We start from the raw sequence: 25106 nt of genomic DNA on the forward strand, positions 1-25106 counted from the left end.
GAGAATTGAGAGAACTATCAAAATTATTTACAAATTTTTCTCCAAATCATTCATCTCCTGCTGTTTGAGAAGCAGATCCAGCATTTGATTTACAGTCAACAGCGTGGAGGTATTACAACGGCTGAGTTTTTCCGCAATTTCTTCATCAATCAGGCGATCACGCTTGGCATATTGGGTATCAAGAAGAAAATAATCAAGATCCTGATCCAGAGCAAGCGCCAGTTTGGAGAGCATGGAAAGAGAAACTTTTGTCTGTGCGGTTTCGATGTGACTAATATGGTTATTCGAACAGCCGACCAAGCCTCCAAGCTCTGCCTGACTGAGCTTCTTTTGCAGACGTGCGGTGCGGATGCGTTGTCCGACGGTTTTATAGTTGATTTCCGGCTGCATGAGTAAAACCTCCACAATTAATGTAATTTATATATTATAAAAGTATAAAAAATATACAACAACCAACTATAGATGCATATTGCATTGATAAATATAATGTGTTAAAATTTTATAAATAAAATCGAAAATAAGAATTATTTGTAGAGAGGAGAAAAAATATGAAAAAAAGAATACTGGTATTGATACTCGCTTTAACCATACCATTTTCTGTAATGGGCTGTGGCAAGGAAGAAAAAGTTAGTATGAGCGATAGCGTGGAGGCTACAGACAGTGGAAGCGTGGAGAAAGAGCAGACAGAAGAAGTCGATAACAGCCTGGAAAGTACAGAAACAGTATCAGATGAAAACATAGAAGAGATGCCGGAAGCAGAGATGGAAAACAATATGGCAGGTTTTTCAATCAGCGGATATACGTATGAGAGTGGAGGGGCTGCCGCAAATGGTTATTATATTGTAGAATCAAGCAAATCGTCTTTGTATGGACTGGTAGATGCAGAAGGAAACTTTGTGATACCGGCAGAGTATGATGAGATGGAATTTGCAGGAAGGACAGAAGATCGAATAGAAGTTATTGTCAAAATGGAAGGAAAATATGGCGTATATGATAATAAGAATCAGAAAGTGATTCCTATGGAATACGATTTGATAAGAACTGGTAAGATCAATTATCTGGTAACAAAAGATAAAACGCAAAGTGTATGGGATTTTAATGGAAACTGTATAAAAGAATTGAACGATTATGGCTATGATAGTGTGATCGGAGATTTGTATCTTAAAAAAATTAGTTTGTCAGAAGGAATAAGGTATTTCGATATGAATGAAAACATAACGGATGCAGATTCTATAGAGTATAATTCGGAAACAGGAATTTACAATATCTTAAAATATTCAGAAGATCCTGAGCAGCAGGAAACATATCAGTTAATAGACGAAAACGGTGAGATCGTATATGAAGTAACGAACCGTGAAAGTGATGAGAAAGCATATATTATATCGTCGTTAAGCAAGAACATGATTAAGATCGCACGAAGTGTATTTTTTTATAATTCATTATACACAGATGGTCCTGCGTATTTCTATAATTTAAAAGAACAAAAACAAATAGATACATCGTATACATCTATTTATGGAATTGCGAATCATGAATTTTTAGGGAAAAGAGAAGATGGTATTGATATTTATGACGAAGATGGAAATAAAATACACTCTTTTGATTTAAGTGACTATGAATCTATTCAATATGAATATGATAGTTCACTTATTGTGGTTCAATATGGAGAAACCTGGCGAGTATATGATGAAGACGGAAATGATTTAATGGGAGAAAGATTTCAAGATGTCAGATTCATTGGTGAATTTTTAGAATTGAAAAATATGGATGGTGAATGCGGCGTGATCGATGAAAAAGGAAATGTAGTGATCCCTTTTGGCGACTTGTACGAAGTGGATTATGATGAGACATATCAGGGTGAAGAGATAAAGGCAATGAGCGCTGTTGCAGGAAAGTTATATGTTGTGACAGAAAAAACTCGTGATGATTTATTGAATCTGCATATTTTTTAAACAAGCAATAGAATTTTGAGTTCTGCTGAGAAAGAAAAGGCAGAAGAAACAAGGAAGAGTTTGTTTACAGGCAGAGACATTTGAGGAGGGCGCATATGGAAAGTCTAAAAATACTGTTTTTTCTGGAAAATCAATATTTGCAGACAGGAATAGAAACGGTATTGGACAAAACCAGAAATGGTTTTATCAGCAGAGAATTGTTAAATATGCGCCGGGAATTAAAATTTCCAGTATATGAACAGAATGGCACGTATTATCTGCAGAAGACGGAAGAAATCATTGGCCCTGGAGAGGCTGAACTGAGAAAGCTGCAGGATGGAGACTTCTTTTCCGTGAAGGATACAGAATGTCCCTACCAGTTTCTGGTTTTAGCAGAGCGATATTTAAGTGCAGAGATGAAAAAGTATCATTTGCCGTTAGAAGCGGAACTACAGATAGGACGGGCAGATGATGCAAATATCATTCTGGATATCAATGAAAATATTTCAAGAAAACATGCTGTGCTTCGGATGAAAGCAGGAGAAGGATATATTCAGGACATCTCCGAAAAAGCAGGTGTGTATTTAAATGGCAAAAAGATCACCGCATCGCGGTTACAATGCGGTGATCAAATCATGATCATGGGATACACCATCGTATATTTAAAAGAATATATGATGGTGCCGAAACAGATTTCTGTACAAGGGATTGAACCATGCAAAAAGACCCAGAACATGGCCCCCAGAAAGAACCGTGCGGAAGTAGTATTTGAAAGAAATCCCAGAATTTATAAATCACTGATAACGGATGAAATTCGGATCGATGCACCGCCAGCGTGTCAGACAAGAAAACAACAGCCGTTTATTCTGGCAGCAGGTCCAACACTTACAATGTCATTGGCTATGATGGCACAATTGGGACTGGCACTGGCGAGGCTGGAAGAAACCGGAAACTTTTCATCGATCATCAGCAACGGAACCATGACAGTGAGTCTGCTGGCTGGCGCTGTATTATGGCCGTTTTTATCCAGAAAATATTATAAAAAACAGGAGAAAAAAGAAGAAACTTATCGAAAAGAGAAGTATACGGCTTATCTTGAAGAAAAAAGAAAAGAAATAGAAGGCTGCAGAGAATATAATCGCAGAATCTGGAATGTGGATTACTATCCAGGTATTGAAGAAATGCTTGGATATGTAGAGAGGAAAAACCGAAGAATCTGGGAAAAATCACCGGCAGATCAGGATTTTCTTTCTGTGCGGCTGGGAATAGGAGAAAGATCATCAGAACTTCTGGTAAAAGTACCGGAAGACCATTTTTGTTTAGAAGATGATGCATTGCTGGAACAGGCAATTCAGCTGGGAAAAGAAAATCAGCGGCTGTCAGAAGTTCCAATTGCACTTTCCCTTCGAGACAGGAAGATGGTTGGAATTGTCGGCGATAAAGAAAAAATCAATAAACTGATTTGGTGCATGATTACAGGAATTGTCGTTATGCATGCGCCGGATGAGGTGAAGATTGGGATTGTTGCAGATAAAAATCAAGCTCTGGATTTTGAATGGGTTTTGAATCTTCCACATATTTGGAATGAAATCGGAGAACAACGGTTTTTTGCTTCTGATCCAGAAGAGGTGAAAGAATTTCTGTTGTATTTGGAAGAAACAGCAAAAGAAAAAAGTGAAATAAATATACCACATTATGTAGTATTTGTTTTGAATGAAAAATTACTGGAAAGTATTTCTCTGGGAAAGAGTTCTTATATTGCGGAGAACTTTAAAGGGGTAACCATCGTGTATGCTGCAGAGTTTTTCTCCAGAATTCCCAGGGAAGCAGAAGCTATTATTTTAAATGATGCGGAACAAAGCGGTATTTATCGAAAAAATGAAGATGATAATCAGCTGATTCCATTTGTTCCTGATGAATTGAATTACCTGCAGATCCAGAAAATGATGCAGTTGTTTGAAAAAATAGAAAACCGTCATTGGAACCATAAAGTGGGAATTCCAGAGCGAATTTCTTTCCTTTCCATGTATCAGGTAGGAAATGTTCACATGCTGGAGATTGAAAGACGATGGCGAGAAAGTAAAATCAGTCGTTCTATGGCGGCTCCGATTGGAATGAAGCGGGACGGAGAACTATTTTACCTGGATATTCATGAAAAATATCATGGATGTCATGGCCTGGTTGCGGGAATGACAGGATCAGGAAAAAGCGAGTTTTTACAGGAATACATTCTGTCTTTGATGTTGAATTACAGTCCGGATGACATTGCTTTTATTTTAATTGACTTTAAGGGCGGCGACATGGCGCGTCCATTTTTGAAGGCACCGCATGTGTCAGCTACAATTTCCAATCTTTCCGGAAATATGCTGCATCGTGCGAAAGTTTCATTGGAAGCCGAAATACAGAACCGGCAAAAACTTTTTAACGCAACAGCGCAGGAGCTGGGGATTGATAAGCTGGACATTAATTCATGGCATAAGTACATGGAAGAAGGAAAAATAAAGAAAAAATTACCGCATTTGATTATCATTATTGACGAGTTTGCGCAGTTAAGAACACAACAGCCGGATTTCTTAGAATATCTGGTTAATGTTGCACAGGTGGGCAGAAGTCTTGGGATTCATCTGATTTTAGCAACACAAAAGCCAAGCGGGGTAGTAAGTCCGCAGATCTGGAGTAACTCCAGATTTCGAGTTTGTCTGAAAGTGCTGGATCAGGAAGACAGTAAGGAAATGATCCGGCGAAAAGACGCGGCGGCAATCAGACAGCCAGGAAGAGCTTATGTACAAGTTGGATATGATGAAATTTTTGAAGAAGTACAGACAGGTTTCAGTGGTGCGGACTATATTGCCTATGACAGATACATGGAAGATGGCGAAAACAGCATAGAAATGACTGGATATACAGCTGGAGTGCGCAGGACAGCCAAGAAGCGAGCGGATGGAAAAAAAAGTGGAAGAACACAGCTGGAAGAAAGCGTAAAAGAAGTAATATTGACTGCAAAGGCAATGCATCTTTGTGTGAAACCATTGTGGAAACCGGTATTGCCCAAAAAGATATTTCTTTCACAATGCGTTGCCCATTCAGAGAATTTTCTGCCGGAACAGTGGGATAAAGACAACGATGCAGCAACTGCATGCGGAATGTGTGACATACCGGAACTGCAGGAGCAGAAGCCATTTGAACTCTGCTTCCAGGAAAATGGACATGTTGCTGTTTATGGTGCATCTGGATCTGGAAAAACCACTTTTTTACAGACCATGGCATTTTCCATGGCACAAAAATATTCACCGGATCTGCTGCAGTTTTATGTACTGGATTTCGGAGGAAGAATGTTGGGCAACTTAAGAGAAGCTCCACATTGTGTTGCTGTGGCTTTTGAAGATGAAAAGCAAAAGAGTGAGCATATGATACAGCAGATAAGAAATCAGATGGAACTTCGAAAGAAAGTATTTGCAGAAAAAGAGTGCAATACATATTCCTCTTATTTGGAAACAACCGGGCAAAAACTTCCTATGCTGCTGGTAATCATTGATAATTACACAGTCATACATGAACAGATGCCGCGTCTGGAGGAAGGGATTATTCAGATTGCTGCAAATGGAAAAACATATGGCATTTATCTGGTGGTAACAGGAAACAGCCGAAATGCAATTTATTACAAAACAGCGGAACATATCAAAACGCGGATTGTATTTCAGATGAATGAATTACAGAATTACCGGGATCTTCTGAATATACGTACGGCAATAGAACCTGAAGATGTGAAGGGACGGGCGGTAATTTCCTATGGAGAGTTTGCAGTGGAAATGCAGACAGCACTTCCGTTTGATGCAGTCAATGAATCTCAAATGTACAGTAAACTAAAGCAGACTTATCGGAAAATGAGATTTTATTATGGCGAAAATCAAAAGGAAAGTACGGTAAGAGAAGACAGGAAAAACATACTGATAGAAAAGAAAACGGAAAAAGAAAGTGGCAGACTGCCAGAGCGTATTCCTGTTTTCGAAGGCGCCAGAGATAAAAAAGAATGGCTGTCACTTGGAGCTTCTTTATATGATGAGAGAAAGCAGGGATTTCTTTTAAAAGAAACAAAACGCATTTTTATCGGAAGTGAGACAAAAACTTCTCTCGAGTCTGTGATTGAAAATGGAATCATAATGGAGAACTGGGAACTTTACCGTTTCAGTTTAGACCCAGAAAGTAAGAAGTTTTGGCATGAAATCCGGACAGAAGAAGAAATAGGACGTTTCCTTCAAAGGTGTTTGGAACAAAAAAAACAAAAAAGAATCCTGTTGTATATTGATGATTTTTCTGATTTCTATGACACTATTTCAGATGAGGATTTGGTAGTATTTGGAAAATATTTGAAAACACAAAAGCAGGAACAGCTTTTGATTATTACACAGGGAATTTTTAAAAAACTGTCGGAATATAAAGACACAGGCTTGTATGTTTACTTAGTCAGATGCGAAGATGGAATGATTATGGATGGAGGAATCGACAATTCAAAAATTATGTTTTTGAATAATGCAGTCAGCAGAAGTGATCCAGAGGTAAGAAAAAAGCAGTTGGAAAGAAATCAGGCGATTCTTTATCATGGGGATACTTTGGCATATATCAAGGTTAGGTGAGAAGATGAGAAAGCAGGAATGTGTCATAAAGGTTCCGGGGTTGAATGAAAAATTTCGATTCAAAGTTCCCGATCACATGTCGATCGCAGAGGTAATAAGTCTTCTGGCGGTTTTGATCAAGGAAGAATATCCGGAAGCAGAAATTCAAGCAGAAAGTATGGAATTGTATCAGGCCAGAACAGGAAAAAAAGCAGACAGAACCCAATGTCTTGCGGAATTGGAAATATCAGAGCAAGAAGAATGGATTCTAGCATAGGAGGGCAGATGACATCAAACATAAGACTTAACTATGAAAAAGTAATGCGTGAGGCAGCGAGACTCGACGGAGAAGAAAATGTATTTGAAGAACAGGTTAAGAAAATTTGTGGAGTTGCGGAAAGATTGAGACATGAATGGGAAAGCCCGGCATCCGCAGTCTGTATTCAAAAGATAGAACAGATTGCAGAAGAAATGACAGAAACCAGAAAAAAAATGCAGCAAACTATTGAGTTAATTGAGCTGGTTGCAACACGAATTCAACATGCGGAAGAAGAAACAAAGCGTATGGCGGAGCAGTTGTAAAGAAATGTAATGGTCATGGATAAAGTATGACGGAAAGGAGCCTAAGATGGCAAGAGAGTGGTCAGTAACAACAGAAAGTGTAAAAAGATCATCCGAAAGAATTGGAGAACTAGTAAGTAAATATCAGACGGAGTATGAAAAACTTTACACAGAAGCCCAGGCGCTTCGAAGTGCAAAGTGGACAGGAATCGCAAGTGATACATTTAACAAAAAATTGGAGGAATATAAAACGGCATTTGAGGAATTGAGAGATGTCATGAACAATTATCAGGAGTTCTTAAAAAATGCGGCGGAACATTATGAGCAGGTAGAAAATAGACTGCAGGAAGAAGCAGGCAATCTTAGAGGATAACAGAAGGGAGATGTAATTATGGCAACCATTAAAGTAGATTCTACAGCAATACGGGAGAAAGCAGCAACGTTTGACAGCATTGCAACCAATATTGAAAATTATACGGAAGAAATTGAAAGAGAGATTCAAGGAATGAAAAGCGTGTGGGAGGGAGATGCGGCTGAGTCTTCCGTTGCAAAGTTTGAAAATTTTAAACGGGCATTTGCGGAAAGAAAAGAAACAATTCGCAATTATGCACAGTTTTTGAGAAACGCGGCAGAGGCATATGATAACAGCGAAAGAAATATTCAGAACGGAGCCAACGAATAAGTAGACGGGGGTTTTAAAATGCCTTATATCAGAGTCAGACCGGAAGGGCTTCAAAGAATGTCAGAAATGCTCGATAGAGTAGAAAAAGATATTGAACAAAGAGAAGAAGCTTTTTCTATTGTTTCCAGAAATCTGGATTGGCAGGTAAAACGGGAAGAAGACATTGACTGGCAGCTTCGATGTATTTGCATAGAACTTCAGGAAGAAAAACAGAAAATTGCAGAGATTGCAGAATATCTCCGTCGTGCATCTGTGATATATGAGAAGCTTGAAAAGAATCTGCAGGATGAAGACGAAAGATCTTTAAGCTATGGAACTGTATATGACCAAAACGAACAGGAAACACCATTTGGTACAGCTTATGTCGCGGTTTACAGCTGGCTTTTGGAAGTGTCCCAAAATATTATGAAGGCAGTGTCAGAAAAAAATAAAGATGAAGTAACAGGTTTAGCCGGTGACCTAGTTTCTTATTGTGACAGCCTGATTAAATTTTTTACAGGTGATTCCAAACATGCTCCGTTTGGGATTGGACAGTGGTGTAAATTGTCCAAGGCATCTGCAAGTGTATGGAAAGGATTCTACACCGTATTCAAGAAAAGCTTTTCAGATGAAAAAACGCAGAATTTGTTCGAGAAAAAATTTGGCAGCTGGGCCACTGCTGTTGGAGTAGCGGGAGGATTGATGGGAATCCTGGGTGCAGTGACAGAATATTCCAGAAATGGCAGCAGCACGGCGAATATCGGAAAAGAGACCGTGGGTTTTGGAAAGACACTTTATCTGATCGGTAAAGATCCGGTATTTAAATATCCGGCGCATGTGTATACCTCTATTCTTCAAAGTGCGATGGATGTTGCAGGACAGACATATGACAGTATTCATAAATATAAGGAAGATGGACATTGGTCGCTGGAAGATACAGCATATACAGGGATTGAAGCTTCTGTAAAAGGCTTGGATACGTTGCTGTCCAAAATTTCATTCGGAGTATTTTCGTTGAAAACGGCTGGAACCAGTGCAGGAGATACAGCAAAATGGCTGGAAGAAAAAACGACCGAAATCGGTGAAGCAGCTGGAAAGCTGATTGCATCCAATCCAGAATCAAAACAGGCTTTTCAGAATGGAAACGTAGCAAAAAGACTGCAGATGATTGTACAGGCGATGTGGCAGAAAAAATAAACAGTTTCAAAAAGGAAAACAGGAGGATCTTATGCAGCAGGTTGGAGAACTGCTTCCCGTTGGAAGTATTGTACTTTTAAAGGGCGGTACAAAAAAAACAATGATTATGGGTGTGCTTCAGACTGACGAAGAGCATCCGGAGACCGTTTATGATTATATGGGAATTCCATATCCGGAAGGGTACATGGGAGAAGAAAGTGTATATCTTTTTCAGCATGAAAATATCAATGATATCGTTTTTCGAGGATATGAAAATCCAGAGAGAGACGAAATGATACAAGTGCTGGAGATGATAATAGAAAAGACGCAGGAGCAGTTAGGATAAGATGATAGGGCGGGAAGTCTTCGGATATCGAGTAGAAGAATTGATTGGTAAGGGAAGTTTTGCTTCTGTCTACAAAGTAAAAAAAGAAAATGAATCCGGTACTTATGTCCGCGCGTTAAAACATATTGTGATTCCGGAGAAAACGCAGTATTTGAAAATCTGGAATGCAATGGGAAAGGATACAGAAAAAACGGAGCAGTATTTTGAAAATGTTTTTCAGGAGACGATGCAGGAAATTCAGTTGATGCATGCGTTTACAGAGAATGGAGTTCGAAATATTGTTCCATGTTATGAAAACGATGTGATTCGCCATGAAAATCCGAAACGTTATGAAATTTTTCTGTTAATGGAATATCTTACACCGCTGTCAGTTTATATCAGTCAAAATGAGCTGGTATTAAACGATGTCTTTGAGTTAGGAATACAGATCTTAGACGCGCTGGAGATTTGTCATGAAAATGGGGTCATGCATCGGGATATCAAGGAAGAAAATATTTTCCGAAATGAGAAAGGAGTTTATAAACTGGGAGATTTCGGAGTAGCAAAAATGCTTCACGGGGAAGAGTCAGCTTCTTCTGTAAAAGGGACGGCAGATTATATGGCTCCGGAAATTTTACAGAATAAAAAAAGCTATAACGAGAGCGTTGATTTATATTCTTTGGGAATGGTTCTCTATCGAATCATGAATCATATGCGTTCTCCATTCTTTCCGCCATATCCGGAAACATTTGATTCTGAGGATGAAAAAGAAGCACAGAAAAGACGACTGCAGGGAGAAACAGTACCTTTGCCGGATGCGGCAGATCCGGCATTTGGGAAAGTTCTTCGAAAGGCGCTGGCACCCGAATCTGAGCGTTTTGCGAGAGCTGAAGATTTTCGAAGAGAATTGCTGAAAGTCATAAAAGCTACATCAGACGAAAAAAAGAACAGTTCTGTTATGGCAATCAGAAATGGGAATGCGATTCAAAAAAAACAGTCGTTGAGCAGAAAAAAATCAAAAATCTGGAAAAGGATTGTGATTTTAAGCATAGTATGTCTGCTTTTGGGAGGCGCTGCACAGCTGTACGGGCAGCGACACGTCTGGATACAGAAATGCAATCGCTGGGAACAGGCAACAATTTTTCCGTTTGACTGTATTTCAACAGATATGACAGAAAAAGATATGCAGCGTTACTTTGGGAAACGTTTTTCGAAAGGAACAGATCAGCAATACTATCTGGAGATGGAGGGAAACGCGGTATCCGGTTACGTGAACATAAAGTTTGGAAAGAATCAATGGGATTCCATCAGTTATAGTTTTTTGACGCAGGAAGAAAATTGGAAACAGATCTGTCAGAACTTTTATCAGACCAGCGATAAAGAGATAACAGAGTGGCCTTGTCAGATCAGAAAAGATAATGTGCAGGTTGTGATGGATTATGATCCGAAGGCTGGAAAAGCCAGTTTGTTCATAAGACGTTTATCATAACAAAAAAGGAACAGGAGGAGAGAAAATGCGTTGTAATTATTGCGGGGCAGAAGTCAAAGAGGGAATGAAATACTGTCCGGGATGCGGAAAGGAAATACAGCAGGGAAAAGGTAGCTCGGACCATGGTTCTGGAACGATTTTTCAGCCTGGTGAGGAGCAGAAAAGAGAACAGGAGACACCGATAACACCAAGATCTCCGCAAAAACCGCCTAAGAATAAAAAAACGAAAAAGAAGAGAAAAAAAGCACCGATCATTCTGACCTTGGTGCTGGTAGTGATTCTGGCAGCCGGAGGAGCTGCTTTGACCTTTTATGTGAAGTCTCCGGCAAGAAAAATTGTAAGCCGGATCAGCAAAGGTGATTACAGTGATATCGAACAGCTTTATAAAAACGATGTCAAAGATCATGTTATCCAGGAAATGCTTCTGGACAAGCTGGCGGAGAAAGACTGTGCCACTGTTCTGGACGATTTTAAAGCAGAAAAAATTACATATGAGGAAGCCAGTGAAAAATTAAATGCATATCTTACGCTGGGATCTAAAAAACTGGAAACTGCATTTGGAGAACAGGAAAAAACGTTGGAGAGTCTGAACAGTTCGATGGAAGCATATAAAAAGGCGGAAGAACTGTATGAAGACGGCGACTATGAAGAGGCAATGGAGGCCTATGCGCAGGTCAGTGAGGATGACAGTAATTACGAAGAAGCACAGTCAAAAATGTCTCAGTGTGTTGACAGCTATAAAGCCGAAATTCTGAATAAGACAGAAAATCCGGAAGATGAGCAGGAATATGAAACCGCGATTCAGACGGTAGAAGTTGCCGCCGACATCCTTCCAGATGATGAAGACCTGGCAAACCGCCTGGCTGAGTTGAAGGATTCTTATGCAGCTATGTTGAAAAGCGATGCGCTGGATCATGGAACGCAGTATATGAATGAAGGAAAGTATGAGGAACTGTTTGCACTGTTGAAGAAAGCACAGGAAGTAAATGAAGGTGACTCAGAACTGGATAACCTGGAAAAGAGCGCGGAAGATGCTTATGTAAAAACGGTACAGGACACGGTAGATGATTATCTTACCAAAGATAATTATGACGATGCAATTACCTATCTGAAAAGTGCGACAAGAGTGCTGGAATCCAATTCGACGTTAACTGAGCTTCTGCAGCAGGTGCAGGAGAATGTGCCGGTGAAATTATGTGACTTGAAAATCAGTGAATCTGACCGGTTTGAGTCAGGAGAAGAACTGAAGGTCATGGAAGACAGTGTGGGAAACATCTATAGTCCTGGAAATTTATATAAATTGACACCATATCATGGAAAAGGATATGCATCCTATTATGCGAACGGGGAATATACAAGAATGACCGGAACAATCGCGGTAGCGGATGACAGCAGTAAAGATACCGGAATTGTTACAGTTTATGACGAAAATGAAAAGATTTTGTATACGACGGGAGAAATCACCAGAACAACGGCACCGATTAAAGTGGATGTGGATCTCAGCGGTGTGAAGTGGTTTACTGTTTGCGCAGAAGATAAAGGATGGGATGGATTTAATTGCTTTATTTCAGATTTTGTATTGTATAAAAATTAAAAATACAGAATGACAGACAAAAGGAGAACATAATCATGGCAATGTTTGATGATGTAGATAAGAAACTTTCCGGATGGTTCAATGCCGGAGCAGAAAAAGCAAAGGGAATGTCAGAAACACTTCGGCTTTCCAATGCAATCCGGGAAGAAGAAACGAAGCAGGCCGAGCTGTATCGGCAGATGGGAAAATATTTTTATGATTATTTTGCAGTTGCAGCGGAAGGAAAAATGAAAGAATGGTGCGATGGCGTTAAGGCAAGCCAACAGCAGGTTCAGGTTTATAAAGAACAGATTCAGACATTAAAGGGAACAGTAAGCTGTCCGAACTGTGGGGCCGAGGTTTCTTCTGGTTCTGCATTCTGCAATGTGTGTGGAACGAAAATAGAACACAAAGTGCCCAAAGCCAGTGCGGGACGAATTTGCCCGGTATGTGGTGCTTCTGTTCCGGAAAGTGCAGCGTTTTGTACTTCCTGTGGAACTAAAATTCCGGCAGTGATGGAAGAAGCAAAGAGTGCACCTGCGGTTTCAACAGAGAAAAAGAGATGCACGAACTGCGGAAATGAGCTGGAAGACGGCCAGATGTTCTGCACGGTATGTGGTACAAAGGTTGAACTGGAAAAAGAACAGGAAGTAGTTTCCGAACAGCCAGTGCTGGAAGAAGCGGTGACAGAACAGCCGGTGGAGACAGACAATGTGGTGGCTGAAGAAACGAAAACAGAAGAAAGTTCAGCGGAAGCGGTATGCCCATACTGTGGAAGCGCATTAGAACCTGGTCAGATATTCTGCACGAACTGTGGGCAGAAGCTGGGAGAGTGAGAACCGTCAGATTCATGTTTGCCGAAGAAAATAGGGGAAAAGAAATCAAGGAGCGGATACAGAAAGATTTGAAACAGTATAAAAAAGCAGTGATTCTCACAGGAATGATCCTTGGAACAATGCAGATTCTGTTTCAGACGGTATGTCCTATGCGAATTTTATTTGGAATTCCATGTCCAGGCTGCGGTTTGACACATGCGGGATGGTATGTGATTACCTTTCAATGGAAAAAGGCGTGGCAGTGGAATCCAACAATTTTCTTATGGATTTTCTGTATGGGAAGCTGGTGTTTCTTTCGCTATGTAAAAGCGCAGCAAAGTAAATTCTTTTCTGTTATTCTGGTGATTACCTGTGGAGCTACGTTCCTTCGCTACGGTTGGAAATACAAGGAAGAAATTACCAGGGGATTTCTTTGGATGCTGTGGTATGTGAAAAAAGCAAACAATTTATTTATTTTATAAAATGTACAAGAGATGAAGGAGGGAATGTTCTATGAGATGTGAACATTGTGGAACAGAAAATGTGGATGGCGCACGCTTTTGCAAAGGATGTGGTGCGGACCTGACACAGCAGAATGAAGCTGCGAATCAGCCGGCTTGGGGCAGTAACATGAACAATACAAAGACTGCACCAAATCAGAACTATTCGAATATAACCCCGTCACAGGTTGGAGATATGGGCGATTATCAGCCGATTTCCATGTGGGGATATTTTGGATATGAATTATTATTTGCAATTCCATGCGTTGGATTTGTCCTGTTGCTGGTATTTTCCTTTGGCGGAACAAAGAATGTAAATTTACGAAACTTTGCGCGCTCGTATTTTTGCTTTACCATTGTAGTGTTTGTCTTAATGCTGTTTCTTTTCTTCAGCAGCGGTATGGCAGGAATGATGGGCAGAATGTACTATTAAGAAACAAAGCAGATTATGCATTTAAAAATAAATAAATTGTTTGAACTTTAAATGCGTTTGAAAAGAGGAAAAAATATGCAGAAAACAAAAATTGGTATTTCAGCAGGCTGTTTTGGCGCCGTAATTTATCTGGCAGGAGTGACAGGAGGACTTTTGCTGGCAGCAATTTTAATTGGATATGTATTATTGGTAGAAGAAAATCTGTGGTTGAGAAGATGTGCAGTAAAAGCTGGAGCATTGCTGTTTATCTTTTCCATGTGCATTTTGGCGATTGGCCTGATTCCCGATGCGATTAATTGCATAGAGTCATTTTTGTCTGTGATACGGATCAATGCAAACGAAGTTTTTATCACAAATTTAACATCAGCAATTGTTCAGGCAGTACAGATCTGGCAGAAAATTTTATTCCTTGCCTTGGGACTAAAAGCGTTGAACATGAGCACGATTGTTATGCCGGGTGTGGAAAAGTTTGTGGATCAGTGTATGAATATGAACGATAAAATTTAAAAAAGCAGGTAGCCTGTTTGCTTATTGAAAAAGGTGGAAAAATCATGAAAAACAGCAAGTGGAAACGGATATCAAGTATGGGAATAGTAGCTGCAATTGTATTGGCAACAGGAATGTCAGGCTGTGCTTCTGAAAATTCTCAAAGTTCACAAATTTCTCAAACGTCAGAAGGAACAACCACGGAGTTGACTGAAATGTGGGAAAACCAGAAAAAAATGCAGGAAATTATAGATAGTACCAGTGATTCCAATAAGGAAGTTCTGAACAAAGGCTCTGTCATGGAAGTTGTGGATCTAGATGAACTGGATGTTCCGTTTACTTTAGAATTTAAAACAGATGGAACGTATGCGCTGAAATCTGATACAGAGCAGTTTGAGCAAAAATATGAAGAAGTGATAACACGTTATGAAGATGCAATAAAAGCAAAAATAAAAGATACTTTGGAAGCATCGAAAGAGGATGAGGGATATGAGAGCTTGGAAGCATGGGCGGAAGATGCGGGATACGCGAGTACAGAAGAGATGATAAATGATAATCTGGAAGTAAATAAAGCAAATAAACTTCAGCAATTTGAAACTCTGTTTACAGAGCAGGAACGAGAAGGAAAATACGAGGAAAAAGAAGGAAAACTGTATTTATCTAATTCAACGACAGAAGCTGTAAATGAGGAAACTGATTTTTATGCGGACTATGAAATTAAAGATGGACAGCTTACATTAAAAAATGAATCGGAAACAGAAAGTTGTTAAGGCGTGAAAAAGGAGAATGAAGGTATGTTTTGCGGAAAATGTGGAGCACAATTGGAGGATGATGCAAAATTTTGTCCGGCCTGTGGCGCTGTTATCGAACAAAATACAGCATCAGAAAAGCAGAAACCATCTGGTTCTGGAATTGCGAAAATTATGAAATCGCCCAGTAGAATGATTGGAGTTGCAGCAGTTGTTCTGGTTGTGATTCTGGCAGTGGTTCTGAGATTTGGAGGAAAAAGTCCGGAAAAAATAGCAGCAAAAGCGTGCGAAACAGAACTGAATCAGGATGTAAAAGGATATTACAAACTGTTGGCACCGCCGTATATTGATTATATGGTTGGGCCATCCGGCTGGTATAGTACAGATGAAGAATTTCAACAGGTACTTGCAGATTCAGCAGAAGAACAGGCATGGCAGATTAGTGGCACCTGTGGGGATGATGTGAAAGTAAAGTGCAAGGCCGAAGATATGGAAACCTGTGATGGAACTGATCTTGCACAGGTCAAATATGAATTACAACATGACTATGATTACGATGCAGACAAAATAAAAGGAGCAGCCGTTGTCACAGTGCGGATTACAGCCAAGGGATCTGAACGGGAGAATGAGTGGACTATGCAGATTTCATGTGTAAAGATTGGCGGTTCCTGGTATGTACATCGTCCAGGCTTTACTTCCGTTTAAAAGAAAAAATCTCCTTTCGGTGATGGAAAGTTTCTGCTGTTACAGAAGATTCTAACACTGCGAGGAGATTTTTTTGATGAATAAAAGCTTTACAGCAGATGGGTGTCTTTGATTCGGAAAAAGCATGTAAAAAAGGAGAACAGGATATGATTTGCCCTAAGTGTAAAAGTGAGATAAAAGATGATTCCAAATTTTGTGGAAAATGTGGTCAGAAAATTTCAAGATGTCCGACGTGTGGGCGGCCAATTCTAGAGCGGGCCAGATTTTGCGTTTACGATGGAACTATGATTCCGGATGATATGTTAAATTTGTTGCCGGAAGAAACGGCAGAGGATATAACAGAAAATCAGGAACAGCAAGAGAGAAGAGAACAGGCAGTAGTGAAAAAAACAGGACACCAGAAGAAAAAGAAAGTGTTTGTAGTTCTGGGAGTTATTCTTGGAATTGTAGCTTGTGCCGGAGTGGGTTATGCGGCAGTACATGCGTTGTCTGGCAAGAAAAATGTAGATCAGAAACAGGAACAGAAGATAGCCAGAGAAGAAAAGAAGGAAACAACAGCAGTCCCGGAAAAGATCAGTGAGTCTTCCAAATTGAAACAAAAAACGGATCAGGACGAGATTGCGTCTGTGAGCGAAAATACAACAGAAAACCAGGAAACAGATACCAAGGTCAAAACAAAATCAGAAACAGAATATGCAGAAACGGAAGAAAATAAAAAAACAGTTTCGGAATCCAAGGAAGAAACCAGTACAGTTTCAGAAAGTAAAGCACCAGAGATCATACATACGTATGAAGTGATTGCAGGAGACCTGTCCTGGGAAGACGCAAAGAATGCCTGTGAGGAAAGAGGGGGATATCTGGCAACGATCACTTCAGAAGAAGAATATGAAAAAATCAGTGAAATGGCAGACCGGTCAGGCCTCACGTATCTCTGGCTGGGCGCGAAACTGCAGTCGGATACGGAAGAATGGAAACAGGCAGGATGGATCACAGGAGAAGACTGGACCTTTGATAACTGGTATCCGGGAGAACCAAGCAGGCAGGATACGGATGGAACAAAAGAGTTATTTCTGTGCATGTGGAAAGCAAAATATAACGAAGAAGAAATTGGCTGGACCTTTAATGATCAGAGAAATGATATCGTAGGTGCTTTTCCGAAGATTGCTGGAAAGGTTGGGTATGTCTGCGAGTATGAAAGAGAAACAAACGGATGAAGAAGAAAAACAGAAAAAGGATGATTTTTGGGATCGCTGGAATTTTGTTTATGGCAGGTGTGGTGATTGGAATCATTGGTGTCCTGGGAAAAGGTGAAAAAGTGCAGAAACAGACACGGACAAAAACAGATACGATAGAAGCTGCATCGGAATTGGAACAGGAAAAGGGCATGCCAACCGGTTCGGATGATGAAAAAGTAAAAACAGAAACAACACCGAAAGGAACCGAAGAAGAAGTTACGGCAGTGACGGAAAGTCCTGAAAAAACGGAGACAGAAGATATCGCAGAACCGTTGGAACAGGCTGGAAAAAGGGGTGACGATGAAAAAAAGACCGACGAACAAACAGAACAAACAGTAGAAGAAAAAGCACAGAATATGATGGAACATATGAGTCTGGAAGAAAAAATTTACCAATTGTTTGTGGTAACGCCGGAACAACTTACTGGTGTATCAACAGTAACGATGGCTGGAGACACGACAAGGGCTGCGTTGGAAGCGCAGCCGGTTGGTGGAATTGTGTTTTTTGCGCCTAACTTGCTGAATCGAGAACAAACGATAACGATGATCCAGAATATGCAGTCCTATTCGAAGACAGGGCTATTCATCGCAGTAGATGAAGAGGGCGGAAGCGTAATGAGACTGGGAAATAATTCTGAAATGGGAATTACCGCAATTCCGTCTATGGAATCGGTCGGGGATACGGAGGATATCAGTCAGGCTTACCGGGTTGGAAATACGATTGGAAGCGAAATCTCGCAGCTTGGATTTAATCTCGATTTTGCACCAGTCGCCGATGTGAATTCCAATCCGAACAATACTGTCATTGGTTCCCGTGCATTTGGTACAGATCCAGAGAAGGTGGCTGAGATGGTTGCTGCCTGTGTAAAAGGATTTCGCGACAGTGGGATGGTGTGCACGTTAAAACATTTTCCAGGCCATGGCGATACGGAAGAAGACAGTCACTATGGAGAGGCAAAAAGCTGGAAAACATTGGACGAGCTTCGAACATGTGAATTGCGCCCTTTTCAGGCGGGGATAGAAGCAGGAGCATCCATGATTATGGTGGGCCATATTACACTGCCAAATGTAACAGAAGAAATTCCAGCAACGTTGTCACATGATATTGTTACGGGAATTCTGCGTGAGGAGATGAAATATAACGGGATCATTATTACCGATTCTATGGCGATGAGCGCGATTGCAAATCTGTATTCGTCCGATGAGGCGGCCGTAAAAGCCATACAGGTGGGATGCGATATGATTTTAATGCCATATCAGCTGGAAAGCGCCATAAATGGCATAGAAACAGCAGTGAATTCTGGAGACATAACGGAAAAAAGAATAGAAGAAAGTGTGCTAAGAATTTTGAAAGTAAAACTGGAGGCTGGTATTATAGAAAATTAGATAATAAAAATATGAGAGTAACGTAAAGTGTAAAGAAAATATTTGATTAAATTTGTAAAATGGAGAGAGTTGGCAAGTGAAAAAAGAGCAATAATTATTAGTCGATGATTATATTTTAGTTGGCAAAGTCAATGATAATTGGAAAATATGTAATATGCCTGCGGTGCTGAATCTTTTAGATGATATTTCTTTTTAGAAAAACAAAGAATTAAAAAAATGGACAAAAAATTGTTGCTTTTAAGAAAAAAATTATCCAGTAAAGAGATATTAGGTAATAGAAAGTATTGTGTTTTATGTGATTTATGGCGTTTTGCAATCGTCTGTTTATAAAGGACGGTTTCAAATAAATTTGTCCAATGAGAGAGGAGAAAAGTAATGTTCTGCGAAAAGTGTGGGAAGGAAATCAAAGACAATGTAAAGTTCTGTCCATTTTGTGGAAACAAAGTTTCGGAAAAAGTGGAATCCCGCCAGGCGGTGCAAAAGCAAACTTCAAAAGAAACTAAAAAGAAAAAATGGATCTGGATGGTCGGTGTAGCTGTGATTCTTGCGGCAGGAGGGGGAATTGCACTTGGTTTAAATCAAAATCCCAAGCCCCAGTCAGATCCGCAGGCAGCAACAGCAAAAAATGAAAAAGCCGTAGAAAATAAGGACACAAAAGAAGAAGCAAACGGAATTCAGAATGCAGAAGAAGCGCAGGCATGGCTGGTAGAGCAGAAAGAGGAGCTTGGATTGGAAAATGCACTTTCCGAATTGAAAGAGACATCCACTGCAGAAGTAAGCGGCGATCATTATTACCGCTTTGAACAGAATTATGAGGGAATCCCTGTATATGGAAGAGCAATCGTGGTTGCAGTGGATCAGGATGGAAATGTGGCATCGGTGACCGGAAATGCAACGGATGTTGCAGAGGATCTTAATTTAACTCCATCGATTACCAAAGAACAGGCAGTGGAAAACATCCGGCAGTATGCTTCGGAAACACTTGGAATGGATGAAGTGGCTAGTTTGGATGAAATTACTCTAAATCAGGAGAATCTTTGTGTTTATAACATGAATGATACTATGAGGCTGGCATATCAGATTCCGACAGAATCGTATCAATTTCTGGTAGATGCGAATCAGGCAGAGGTACTGGAAGCGGTGCCGGAGCTGTATGAAGAATCTGTAATTTATACGGATACAAATGGACAGCAGGAAATCGAGGGAACAGATCCAGTTGATGGATATTATGTGCTGAAGGATCAGAAACGAAATATTTATATGTATGATGCGGGCGGTCAGACCTATATGGATCCAGCTTCTGGTCTGAGCTATCCGGAAGTATTGCAGCAGGTTCGAAGCAAGGATACTATATTTGGAAATGAAGATGATACGCCACAAACATCCGCAGAGGTTTATTCTGATTTAAATACGATTGGCTCGATTTATGATTATTTTCTGAAAAAACATAAAGAAAATGGCTGGGGAGTTCTTGCAGTTGTCAGCAATGATGAATTAGGAGCACAGCAGGGAAACAATGCGGCTGCAGGGGTTGTGGATTATAAAGAGCGTCTTGCAGATGCAATACAAGATTATGATGAGAACGCATATCAGGGGAAAATAGGATGGATGGATCTTGGAACTGCGTATTCAGGAAAGGTAACTGAGTCGCTAGACGTAATTGCCCATGAATATACACATATCATTACTCGAAAATATGCGAAATGGAGTTCTGGAAACAGAGAAACCGGTGCGATAAACGAAGGAATTTCGGATATTTTTGGGGAAATTCTTGCAGAAGCTGTCGGAGATGGAGCTGACTGGGAGATGGGAAACCGAATCATACATAATCCATATGAGAATGGATATCCGAGAAGCACTGGTGCTAATGAAATCTTACCGAACGACAGGATTAACGTGCGAAACAAAGATGGGGAGGAATCTCAGACAGACTATGCACATGGATATTCCACCGTCATTTCGTATACGGCATATTTGATGAAAAATGGATTAAATGAAAGCGGCCAGGGGCAGTTATCCTGGGAGGAACTCAGTGAATTGTGGTACAGAGTTATCGTCATGATGACATCGGACTGTGATTTCGCGCAGTGCCGGACCTTTGCGGAATATGCCGCTGATGCGATGGAAGAGTTGACAGAAGAACAACAGATTTTGGTGAGAAGAGCATTTGATGTTGTTGAAATTTTTGATGCAGAAGAAGCGATTAACAATATCGAATATGATATCAAACCAGGCAGCACACTGCGGGTTTATGACAAAAAGCAGGACTATTATGGCGGCTATGTGCTGAAGATCATGGGAATAAGTGGAGAAGAAAAGATCCTGGAAGACAGAAAAGTCAGCATCCGTCATCAATACAACAAAGAAATACAGGTAAAGGAAGCTGGCCCGTATGAACTGAATCTTCCAAATGGAATCTATCATTTGACTATAAGCAATCCAGATCGGAACGGAACGTATTCTTTTGTGGTGAAAGTAGAAGAAAGTGGCAGTGATGATGCAATTCTCGTTTCCACAGACTATGAGCCGCCGATGATTGTGAATATTATGGATGAGCCGATGGAATACAAAGAGGAATTGTATGATGAAGTATTTCAGGAATACCGGGATGCGACGGATGCTTATATAGCCGGCGGAACAGATGCTGTTTCAGGAAAGTTTCTTTATATTGATGATTTTTTGATTTCACATGGCTGGCAGGTCTGGTATGGATATTATGACATTGATGGAAATGGAATACCAGAACTGCTGATTAGTTATGAGACGATAACTGGAACAGAGTATAAAACGGTAGATGTTCTCTCGCAGGATGGAAAAAGCGTTCAGAGAGTGGGGGAGGATGACACCTTCTCCGCCTATACAGAATCACATATTTATACAAGTGGTGTGATCTACAGCGACGCGGGGGATCAGGGAAACTATTATAAAATCAATGCAAATGGATATAGTCTGGACAAGATTGACTGTCCTGCAGAACTTGGGGAAAAAATTAGCGTAGACTGGAAACCACTGGAACTGACACAGAATGACTCTGTGCAGGATGATACTTCTTCGGATGAGAATGTTATGAGTGCAGAAGAAGTGTATCAAAAGTTAGAAGAGCATTATGCGCAGGGAACGATTGATTCCCCGGGAGAAGATCTTGCGGTCATGGAAGGAAGTGTAAATGGGACAACGTACAGCACAACCGTACGATGCGGCATGCCTGGAAACCCGTCTGCATCGCAGGCTCTGTATGAGGTAAGCGTTGATATGGTAACCGGAATTGCATCGCAGACAAGGATGCTGCTGCCGGATGGGAAGGTGGAACAGTTTAGTCTGAGGGATAATTAGAACACCAGGAGAAAAATAAATAATATGTATCGTCCCGCTGCTGATGAATAGCTTGTCAGCAGTGGGACTTTTTCTACCTAAAACTTCAATTCCCTGCACCGGTCCAGGCATTCAAAGATCTCCTGCCGTCTCGGCCGCGCCAGATCCCCAGGTCTTCCAGGAGCGAGAAGAGAAGCAAGTCCTTTTTCATCCATCTGCCGTTCCAGCAGATCCACAACCTGCACCAGTGTTTTCTTACCGTCCATCCTGCGTTCCGCCGCATCCAGCAGAAGTGCCGCCAGGCCATTCAGCTGTTCGCTGTCGGTCAGTTGTTCCACAGCACGCAGATCGGTCAGTGATTTATTAATGAGAATAGATTCGCGTCCCATGACTTTGACTTTCGTGCGGTCGCTGCCAGTCAGCGCTTTCGACGGCTGCGGGCGGCGCTGGAAGGATGGTGTTCGTGGGAACTCGGGGTCAGGTACCATTAGATAGCCGATGAGATTGCCGGAGGCGAGATTACTGAAATCCGTGGTCGTGCGTTTTGGAAAGGCAGGCATAATTACCCGCAGAGCATGACCTTTGCGCAGAACAGGCCGTCCTGATAGGTGACTGTACTTACTCCACCAGATTTTTCTGCGATATGGCGGACGGACTGGATACCAACACCTTCTCCTTTTCGCTTGGAGGACTGGAATACCCCGTCTTTTTCCCGAATAACTCCGTCATAGGTGTTTTCAACCTGAATCAGTGCCAGACTGTTGCCATGCAGATAGGCGGTCAGCTCGATTCTGCGTCTGGCAGGTGCAGTGCGCAGGCTGGCTTCCAGCGCATTTTCCAGCAGATTAGAGAGAACCAGACACAGATTGATTTCGTCTACAGGAAGACATTCCGGCAGATCAATCTGCACGGAATACGGGATATTCTCCCGTTTGGCAAGCGCGCAGTAATACCCAACCACGCTGTCTGCCGCCCGGTTTTCGCAGAAATGCATTTCAAAACTCGGGATTCTGGAAACTGCGCCGGAAAGATAGGCTTTGATCTTTTCAAGATTCCCTTCTTCTGCAAGGGCAGCGAGCTGACATAGCTGGTGGCGCAGATCGTGCCGCGCCTGCCGTGCTTCCTCAATGGCAGCTTTCAGGCTTTCGTAGCGCTGCTGCTGCATGGAAAGCAGCTGGTTCTCCTGCTGCAATCTCACATTCCGGTTGATGCTGATCGCCATCAGAAGGAAGATTGCGTTGAAGAAAAGCATCAAAAACAAAAGTGCGATGCTGATCACAAAATACCCCTGCAAAACACGCCCGGTATAGAGCGTGTCCGCATACTTGGGGATCATAAACAGATTCAGTGCAATGAACATCAGCGGCAGCACCCAGAACACATACCAGGTCTGTGCAAAATTTTCATCCTCGACCATCCTCCGCACGCTGTGCGTCGCAGGATAATAGGCGATGGCGGCAAACAGCCAGCAGATCGCATGATAGCAAATCACGGCCCGCAGGCAGAACCACGGCGCAGCCTGTGCCTGCGGCGAATCGATCAGCATAGCGGCGTTGATCGCCCGGCAAAGGCTGTTGATACAGGCAAATACCGCACAGACAGATAATGCAACCGTTCCGGATTTCCAAAGCGAGATCCGGAGTGTTTTTATGTAGATCACGGCTGCGAGCAAGGTCAGCCCCGCAAGCACCGGCGCAGTCGGCATGCGGCGCGCATAGCACACCACGCCTCCGGCGGCACAAAGCAGCACAAGCAGCGGGGCAAGCCATAAAACAAGCTTTGACAGCGGCTGCTTTAAACTGGATTTTACCGGAAAGTAGGCAAGCAGCATGCCGGGAATCACCACGCCGAGCTCCAGAATTGAACGCATCAGCTCCATTATGCCATCCGCCCCCTTTGAAGCAAGAACTCCATAAGCGCCTGCCGGGCGCTTTTCAGAAGGTCCTGACTGACAAACACGCGGCTTCCGTCCGCCATGCGGAAGGCGGCGCCTTCCAGATCCTTCGCGTGTTCCAGATTCACGATCACGCCGCGCCCGCACACAAAAAAGCGTGTGTCATCCTTTAGTGGGGCGATGAACGTCTTGAAGGGTTGGCGCGTGGCAAGCGTCTTTTGAACCGTCGTATGGACGTAGATCAAGTGGGCGAAGTGTTCTGCGTAGACGATGTCCTGATAGCGCAGATGGATCTCGCTTCCCTCCACCTTTAGCTCCATATATTTATCCGGCTGCGGTACGCGGGCAAGCAGCTCGTCCGTCAGCGCGTCGATGTCCGCTTCGGTAAAGGGCTTGACCAGATAGTGCAGCGCCCGTACCTGAAAGCCCTCCAGCGCATGGTCGGTCGAGGTCGTGGTAAAAACCAGCAGGCAGTCCTTGTTGGTTTCCCGCAGCTTCTTTGCCGCCTCCATGCCCGTCATGCCATCCATATAAATATCCAGAAATGCGGCAGTAAAGGTCGCTTTCCTTGCCGCTTCCAGAAATGTCTCGCCGCTTTCGTATTCCAGAATATCCGCCTGTACGTTTCTCCGCTGAAGCTGCCACTCCAGCCGGTCTTTCAGCAGTGTGCGTTCCGCGGCAAGATCATCCACAATCGCAATTCTCATGCAGGGTTCTCTCCTTGTGCTTAAATTCCAAGATAATTATATCACAGTGTGTCGAGGATGACAAAGAACCGCTGTCGGAATTCGTGCCAAAATCGCACCTTTCGTGCTACGGCGCTTGAAAAAACCGAATGGCCTTTTTATACTGAGTGCAAGCAAGATGCCTAATCGGATGAAGGAAGGAGGGAGATCTGTGTATCGTATTGCTGTACTGGCAGAACAGGAAGCAGAGCGGCAGCGCTACGCCGAGCAAATTACCCAGTTTTGCATAACGAGGGGACTGTTCCCGCAGGTCATGCAATATGACGACCAGGAACGCTTTTTTGAAACGGCGCAGAAAGATGCTCCAACCAATGCCGTCATTGCACTTTCCGGGGTGGCAGGATTGAATGCGGCGGAGCACCTTCGTTCCTTATGCCCCGCGTGCCGGATGATCTGGTGCAGTGACCTGGATTTCTCTCTTCACGCCTTCCGGCTGCGGGCCGACTATTTCCTGATGAAGCCGTTTTCCGAAGAAGCATTCCAGCGAGGACTGAATGCCTGGATTGAATAAACGGGC

At 42.1% G+C, this 25106-nt stretch carries 24 protein-coding genes; 20 read left to right on the top strand and 4 right to left on the bottom strand.

The window, feature by feature from the left end:
* Positions 1–27 precede the first annotated feature (27 nt).
* A complete protein-coding gene (locus tag DWX00_RS05740) occupies positions 28–390 on the bottom strand; it encodes a helix-turn-helix domain-containing protein (protein ID WP_227094231.1) in 363 nt (120 codons plus the stop codon).
* Between the two features lie 158 nt (positions 391–548).
* On the opposite strand from DWX00_RS05740, the gene DWX00_RS05745 reads away from it, so the two are divergent.
* The 19 genes from DWX00_RS05745 (at position 549) to DWX00_RS05835 (ending at position 21970) form a co-directional block, all read left to right on the top strand.
* On the top strand, positions 549–1952 hold the full coding sequence (locus DWX00_RS05745; protein ID WP_118594807.1) for a WG repeat-containing protein: 1404 nt from the start codon (positions 549–551) through the stop codon (positions 1950–1952).
* A gap of 95 nt (positions 1953–2047) precedes the next feature.
* Entirely contained in the window at positions 2048–6565 is a 4518-nt protein-coding gene (essC, locus tag DWX00_RS05750) for a type VII secretion protein EssC (RefSeq protein ID WP_118594808.1), read from the top strand.
* Positions 6566–6569: 4 nt separating this feature from the next.
* On the top strand, positions 6570–6821 hold the full coding sequence (locus tag DWX00_RS05755; protein WP_147345110.1) for a hypothetical protein: 252 nt from the start codon (positions 6570–6572) through the stop codon (positions 6819–6821).
* Complete coding sequence (locus DWX00_RS05760) at positions 6806–7126, top strand: WXG100 family type VII secretion target (RefSeq protein ID WP_147398236.1); 321 nt, start codon at positions 6806–6808, stop codon at positions 7124–7126. The genes DWX00_RS05755 and DWX00_RS05760 overlap by 16 nt, the downstream gene beginning before the upstream one ends.
* Positions 7127–7172: 46 nt before the next feature.
* A complete protein-coding gene (locus DWX00_RS05765; protein WP_117761954.1) occupies positions 7173–7478 on the top strand; it encodes a WXG100 family type VII secretion target in 306 nt (101 codons plus the stop codon).
* Between the two features lie 18 nt (positions 7479–7496).
* Complete coding sequence (locus tag DWX00_RS05770; protein WP_117761955.1) at positions 7497–7787, top strand: WXG100 family type VII secretion target; 291 nt, start codon at positions 7497–7499, stop codon at positions 7785–7787.
* Between the two features lie 18 nt (positions 7788–7805).
* A complete protein-coding gene (locus tag DWX00_RS05775; protein ID WP_147345111.1) occupies positions 7806–8963 on the top strand; it encodes a hypothetical protein in 1158 nt (385 codons plus the stop codon).
* 31 nt (positions 8964–8994) lie between these two features.
* Positions 8995–9288, top strand: coding sequence for a DUF4176 domain-containing protein (locus tag DWX00_RS05780; protein ID WP_117761957.1), 294 nt, complete (start codon positions 8995–8997; stop codon positions 9286–9288).
* A gap of 1 nt (position 9289) precedes the next feature.
* The gene (locus tag DWX00_RS05785; protein ID WP_118594809.1) at positions 9290–10756 is read left to right on the top strand and encodes a serine/threonine-protein kinase; all 1467 of its coding nucleotides are present in this window, start codon (positions 9290–9292) and stop codon (positions 10754–10756) included.
* Between the two features lie 25 nt (positions 10757–10781).
* Positions 10782–12350, top strand: a complete 1569-nt coding sequence (locus DWX00_RS05790; protein ID WP_118594810.1) for an NPCBM/NEW2 domain-containing protein — start codon at positions 10782–10784, stop codon at positions 12348–12350.
* A 35-nt stretch (positions 12351–12385) separates the two neighbouring features.
* Positions 12386–13165: a zinc-ribbon domain-containing protein gene (locus DWX00_RS05795; RefSeq protein WP_118594811.1), complete on the top strand. Its 780-nt coding sequence runs from the start codon at positions 12386–12388 to the stop codon at positions 13163–13165.
* A 68-nt stretch (positions 13166–13233) separates the two neighbouring features.
* Entirely contained in the window at positions 13234–13626 is a 393-nt protein-coding gene (locus DWX00_RS05800) for a DUF2752 domain-containing protein (protein ID WP_158578763.1), read from the top strand.
* A 31-nt stretch (positions 13627–13657) separates the two neighbouring features.
* Positions 13658–14077 carry a zinc ribbon domain-containing protein gene (locus DWX00_RS05805; protein WP_117761962.1) on the top strand — a complete coding sequence of 140 codons (420 nt, stop codon included), beginning with the start codon at positions 13658–13660 and terminating at the stop codon, positions 14075–14077.
* 75 nt (positions 14078–14152) lie between these two features.
* Positions 14153–14584, top strand: coding sequence for a hypothetical protein (locus DWX00_RS05810; protein WP_117761963.1), 432 nt, complete (start codon positions 14153–14155; stop codon positions 14582–14584).
* Positions 14585–14601: 17 nt separating this feature from the next.
* Positions 14602–15333 carry a hypothetical protein gene (locus DWX00_RS05815; RefSeq protein WP_147398237.1) on the top strand — a complete coding sequence of 244 codons (732 nt, stop codon included), beginning with the start codon at positions 14602–14604 and terminating at the stop codon, positions 15331–15333.
* Positions 15334–15357: 24 nt separating this feature from the next.
* Complete coding sequence (locus tag DWX00_RS05820) at positions 15358–16017, top strand: zinc ribbon domain-containing protein (protein WP_118594813.1); 660 nt, start codon at positions 15358–15360, stop codon at positions 16015–16017.
* A 146-nt stretch (positions 16018–16163) separates the two neighbouring features.
* Complete coding sequence (locus DWX00_RS05825; protein ID WP_158578765.1) at positions 16164–17231, top strand: double zinc ribbon domain-containing protein; 1068 nt, start codon at positions 16164–16166, stop codon at positions 17229–17231.
* Complete coding sequence (nagZ, locus tag DWX00_RS05830; protein ID WP_118594815.1) at positions 17228–18637, top strand: beta-N-acetylhexosaminidase; 1410 nt, start codon at positions 17228–17230, stop codon at positions 18635–18637. Before DWX00_RS05825 ends, nagZ begins: the two co-directional genes overlap by 4 nt.
* 375 nt (positions 18638–19012) lie before the next feature.
* Positions 19013–21970 (top strand): M4 family metallopeptidase, encoded by a 2958-nt coding sequence (locus DWX00_RS05835; protein WP_118594816.1) that lies wholly within the window; start codon positions 19013–19015, stop codon positions 21968–21970.
* Positions 21971–22047: 77 nt separating this feature from the next.
* Here the strand turns inward: DWX00_RS05835 and DWX00_RS05840 are convergent, their stop codons facing one another.
* From DWX00_RS05840 to DWX00_RS05850, 3 genes are read right to left on the bottom strand one after another with little or no spacing between them, the layout of a single operon-like run.
* Complete coding sequence (locus tag DWX00_RS05840; protein ID WP_118594817.1) at positions 22048–22509, bottom strand: hypothetical protein; 462 nt, start codon at positions 22507–22509, stop codon at positions 22048–22050.
* A gap of 2 nt (positions 22510–22511) precedes the next feature.
* Positions 22512–23828, bottom strand: a complete 1317-nt coding sequence (locus tag DWX00_RS05845; RefSeq protein WP_118594818.1) for a sensor histidine kinase — start codon at positions 23826–23828, stop codon at positions 22512–22514.
* A complete protein-coding gene (locus tag DWX00_RS05850; protein WP_118594819.1) occupies positions 23828–24550 on the bottom strand; it encodes a LytR/AlgR family response regulator transcription factor in 723 nt (240 codons plus the stop codon). The genes DWX00_RS05845 and DWX00_RS05850 overlap by 1 nt, the downstream gene beginning before the upstream one ends.
* Before the next feature lie 169 nt (positions 24551–24719).
* Here DWX00_RS05850 and DWX00_RS05855 point away from each other — a divergent pair, with 169 nt between their 5' ends.
* Entirely contained in the window at positions 24720–25100 is a 381-nt protein-coding gene (locus DWX00_RS05855) for a response regulator (protein ID WP_118594820.1), read from the top strand.
* Positions 25101–25106 lie beyond the last annotated feature (6 nt).

Source organism: Blautia sp. AF17-9LB (genome assembly GCF_003479185.1).
Classification (GTDB): domain Bacteria; phylum Bacillota; class Clostridia; order Lachnospirales; family Lachnospiraceae; genus Fusicatenibacter; species Fusicatenibacter saccharivorans.

Excerpts from the sequence above, each read along its gene's own strand:
- DWX00_RS05850 (WP_118594819.1), bottom strand. The coding sequence starts at position 24,550 with ATGAGAATTGCGATTGTGGATGATCTTGCCGCGGAACGCACACTGCTG.
- DWX00_RS05755 (WP_147345110.1), top strand. The coding sequence starts at position 6,570 with ATGAGAAAGCAGGAATGTGTCATAAAGGTTCCGGGGTTGAATGAAAAA.
- DWX00_RS05825 (WP_158578765.1), top strand. The coding sequence starts at position 16,164 with ATGATTTGCCCTAAGTGTAAAAGTGAGATAAAAGATGATTCCAAATTT.
- DWX00_RS05820 (WP_118594813.1), top strand. The coding sequence starts at position 15,358 with ATGTTTTGCGGAAAATGTGGAGCACAATTGGAGGATGATGCAAAATTT.
- DWX00_RS05780 (WP_117761957.1), top strand. The coding sequence starts at position 8,995 with ATGCAGCAGGTTGGAGAACTGCTTCCCGTTGGAAGTATTGTACTTTTA.
- DWX00_RS05760 (WP_147398236.1), top strand. The coding sequence starts at position 6,806 with ATGGATTCTAGCATAGGAGGGCAGATGACATCAAACATAAGACTTAAC.
- DWX00_RS05785 (WP_118594809.1), top strand. The coding sequence starts at position 9,290 with ATGATAGGGCGGGAAGTCTTCGGATATCGAGTAGAAGAATTGATTGGT.
- DWX00_RS05770 (WP_117761955.1), top strand. The coding sequence starts at position 7,497 with ATGGCAACCATTAAAGTAGATTCTACAGCAATACGGGAGAAAGCAGCA.
- DWX00_RS05740 (WP_227094231.1), bottom strand. The coding sequence starts at position 390 with ATGCAGCCGGAAATCAACTATAAAACCGTCGGACAACGCATCCGCACC.
- DWX00_RS05845 (WP_118594818.1), bottom strand. The coding sequence starts at position 23,828 with ATGGAGCTGATGCGTTCAATTCTGGAGCTCGGCGTGGTGATTCCCGGC.
- essC (WP_118594808.1), top strand. The coding sequence starts at position 2,048 with ATGGAAAGTCTAAAAATACTGTTTTTTCTGGAAAATCAATATTTGCAG.
- DWX00_RS05805 (WP_117761962.1), top strand. The coding sequence starts at position 13,658 with ATGAGATGTGAACATTGTGGAACAGAAAATGTGGATGGCGCACGCTTT.
- DWX00_RS05835 (WP_118594816.1), top strand. The coding sequence starts at position 19,013 with ATGTTCTGCGAAAAGTGTGGGAAGGAAATCAAAGACAATGTAAAGTTC.
- DWX00_RS05810 (WP_117761963.1), top strand. The coding sequence starts at position 14,153 with ATGCAGAAAACAAAAATTGGTATTTCAGCAGGCTGTTTTGGCGCCGTA.
- nagZ (WP_118594815.1), top strand. The coding sequence starts at position 17,228 with ATGAAGAAGAAAAACAGAAAAAGGATGATTTTTGGGATCGCTGGAATT.
- DWX00_RS05765 (WP_117761954.1), top strand. The coding sequence starts at position 7,173 with ATGGCAAGAGAGTGGTCAGTAACAACAGAAAGTGTAAAAAGATCATCC.
- DWX00_RS05775 (WP_147345111.1), top strand. The coding sequence starts at position 7,806 with ATGCCTTATATCAGAGTCAGACCGGAAGGGCTTCAAAGAATGTCAGAA.
- DWX00_RS05855 (WP_118594820.1), top strand. The coding sequence starts at position 24,720 with ATGAAGGAAGGAGGGAGATCTGTGTATCGTATTGCTGTACTGGCAGAA.
- DWX00_RS05790 (WP_118594810.1), top strand. The coding sequence starts at position 10,782 with ATGCGTTGTAATTATTGCGGGGCAGAAGTCAAAGAGGGAATGAAATAC.
- DWX00_RS05840 (WP_118594817.1), bottom strand. The coding sequence starts at position 22,509 with ATGCCTGCCTTTCCAAAACGCACGACCACGGATTTCAGTAATCTCGCC.
- DWX00_RS05745 (WP_118594807.1), top strand. The coding sequence starts at position 549 with ATGAAAAAAAGAATACTGGTATTGATACTCGCTTTAACCATACCATTT.
- DWX00_RS05795 (WP_118594811.1), top strand. The coding sequence starts at position 12,386 with ATGGCAATGTTTGATGATGTAGATAAGAAACTTTCCGGATGGTTCAAT.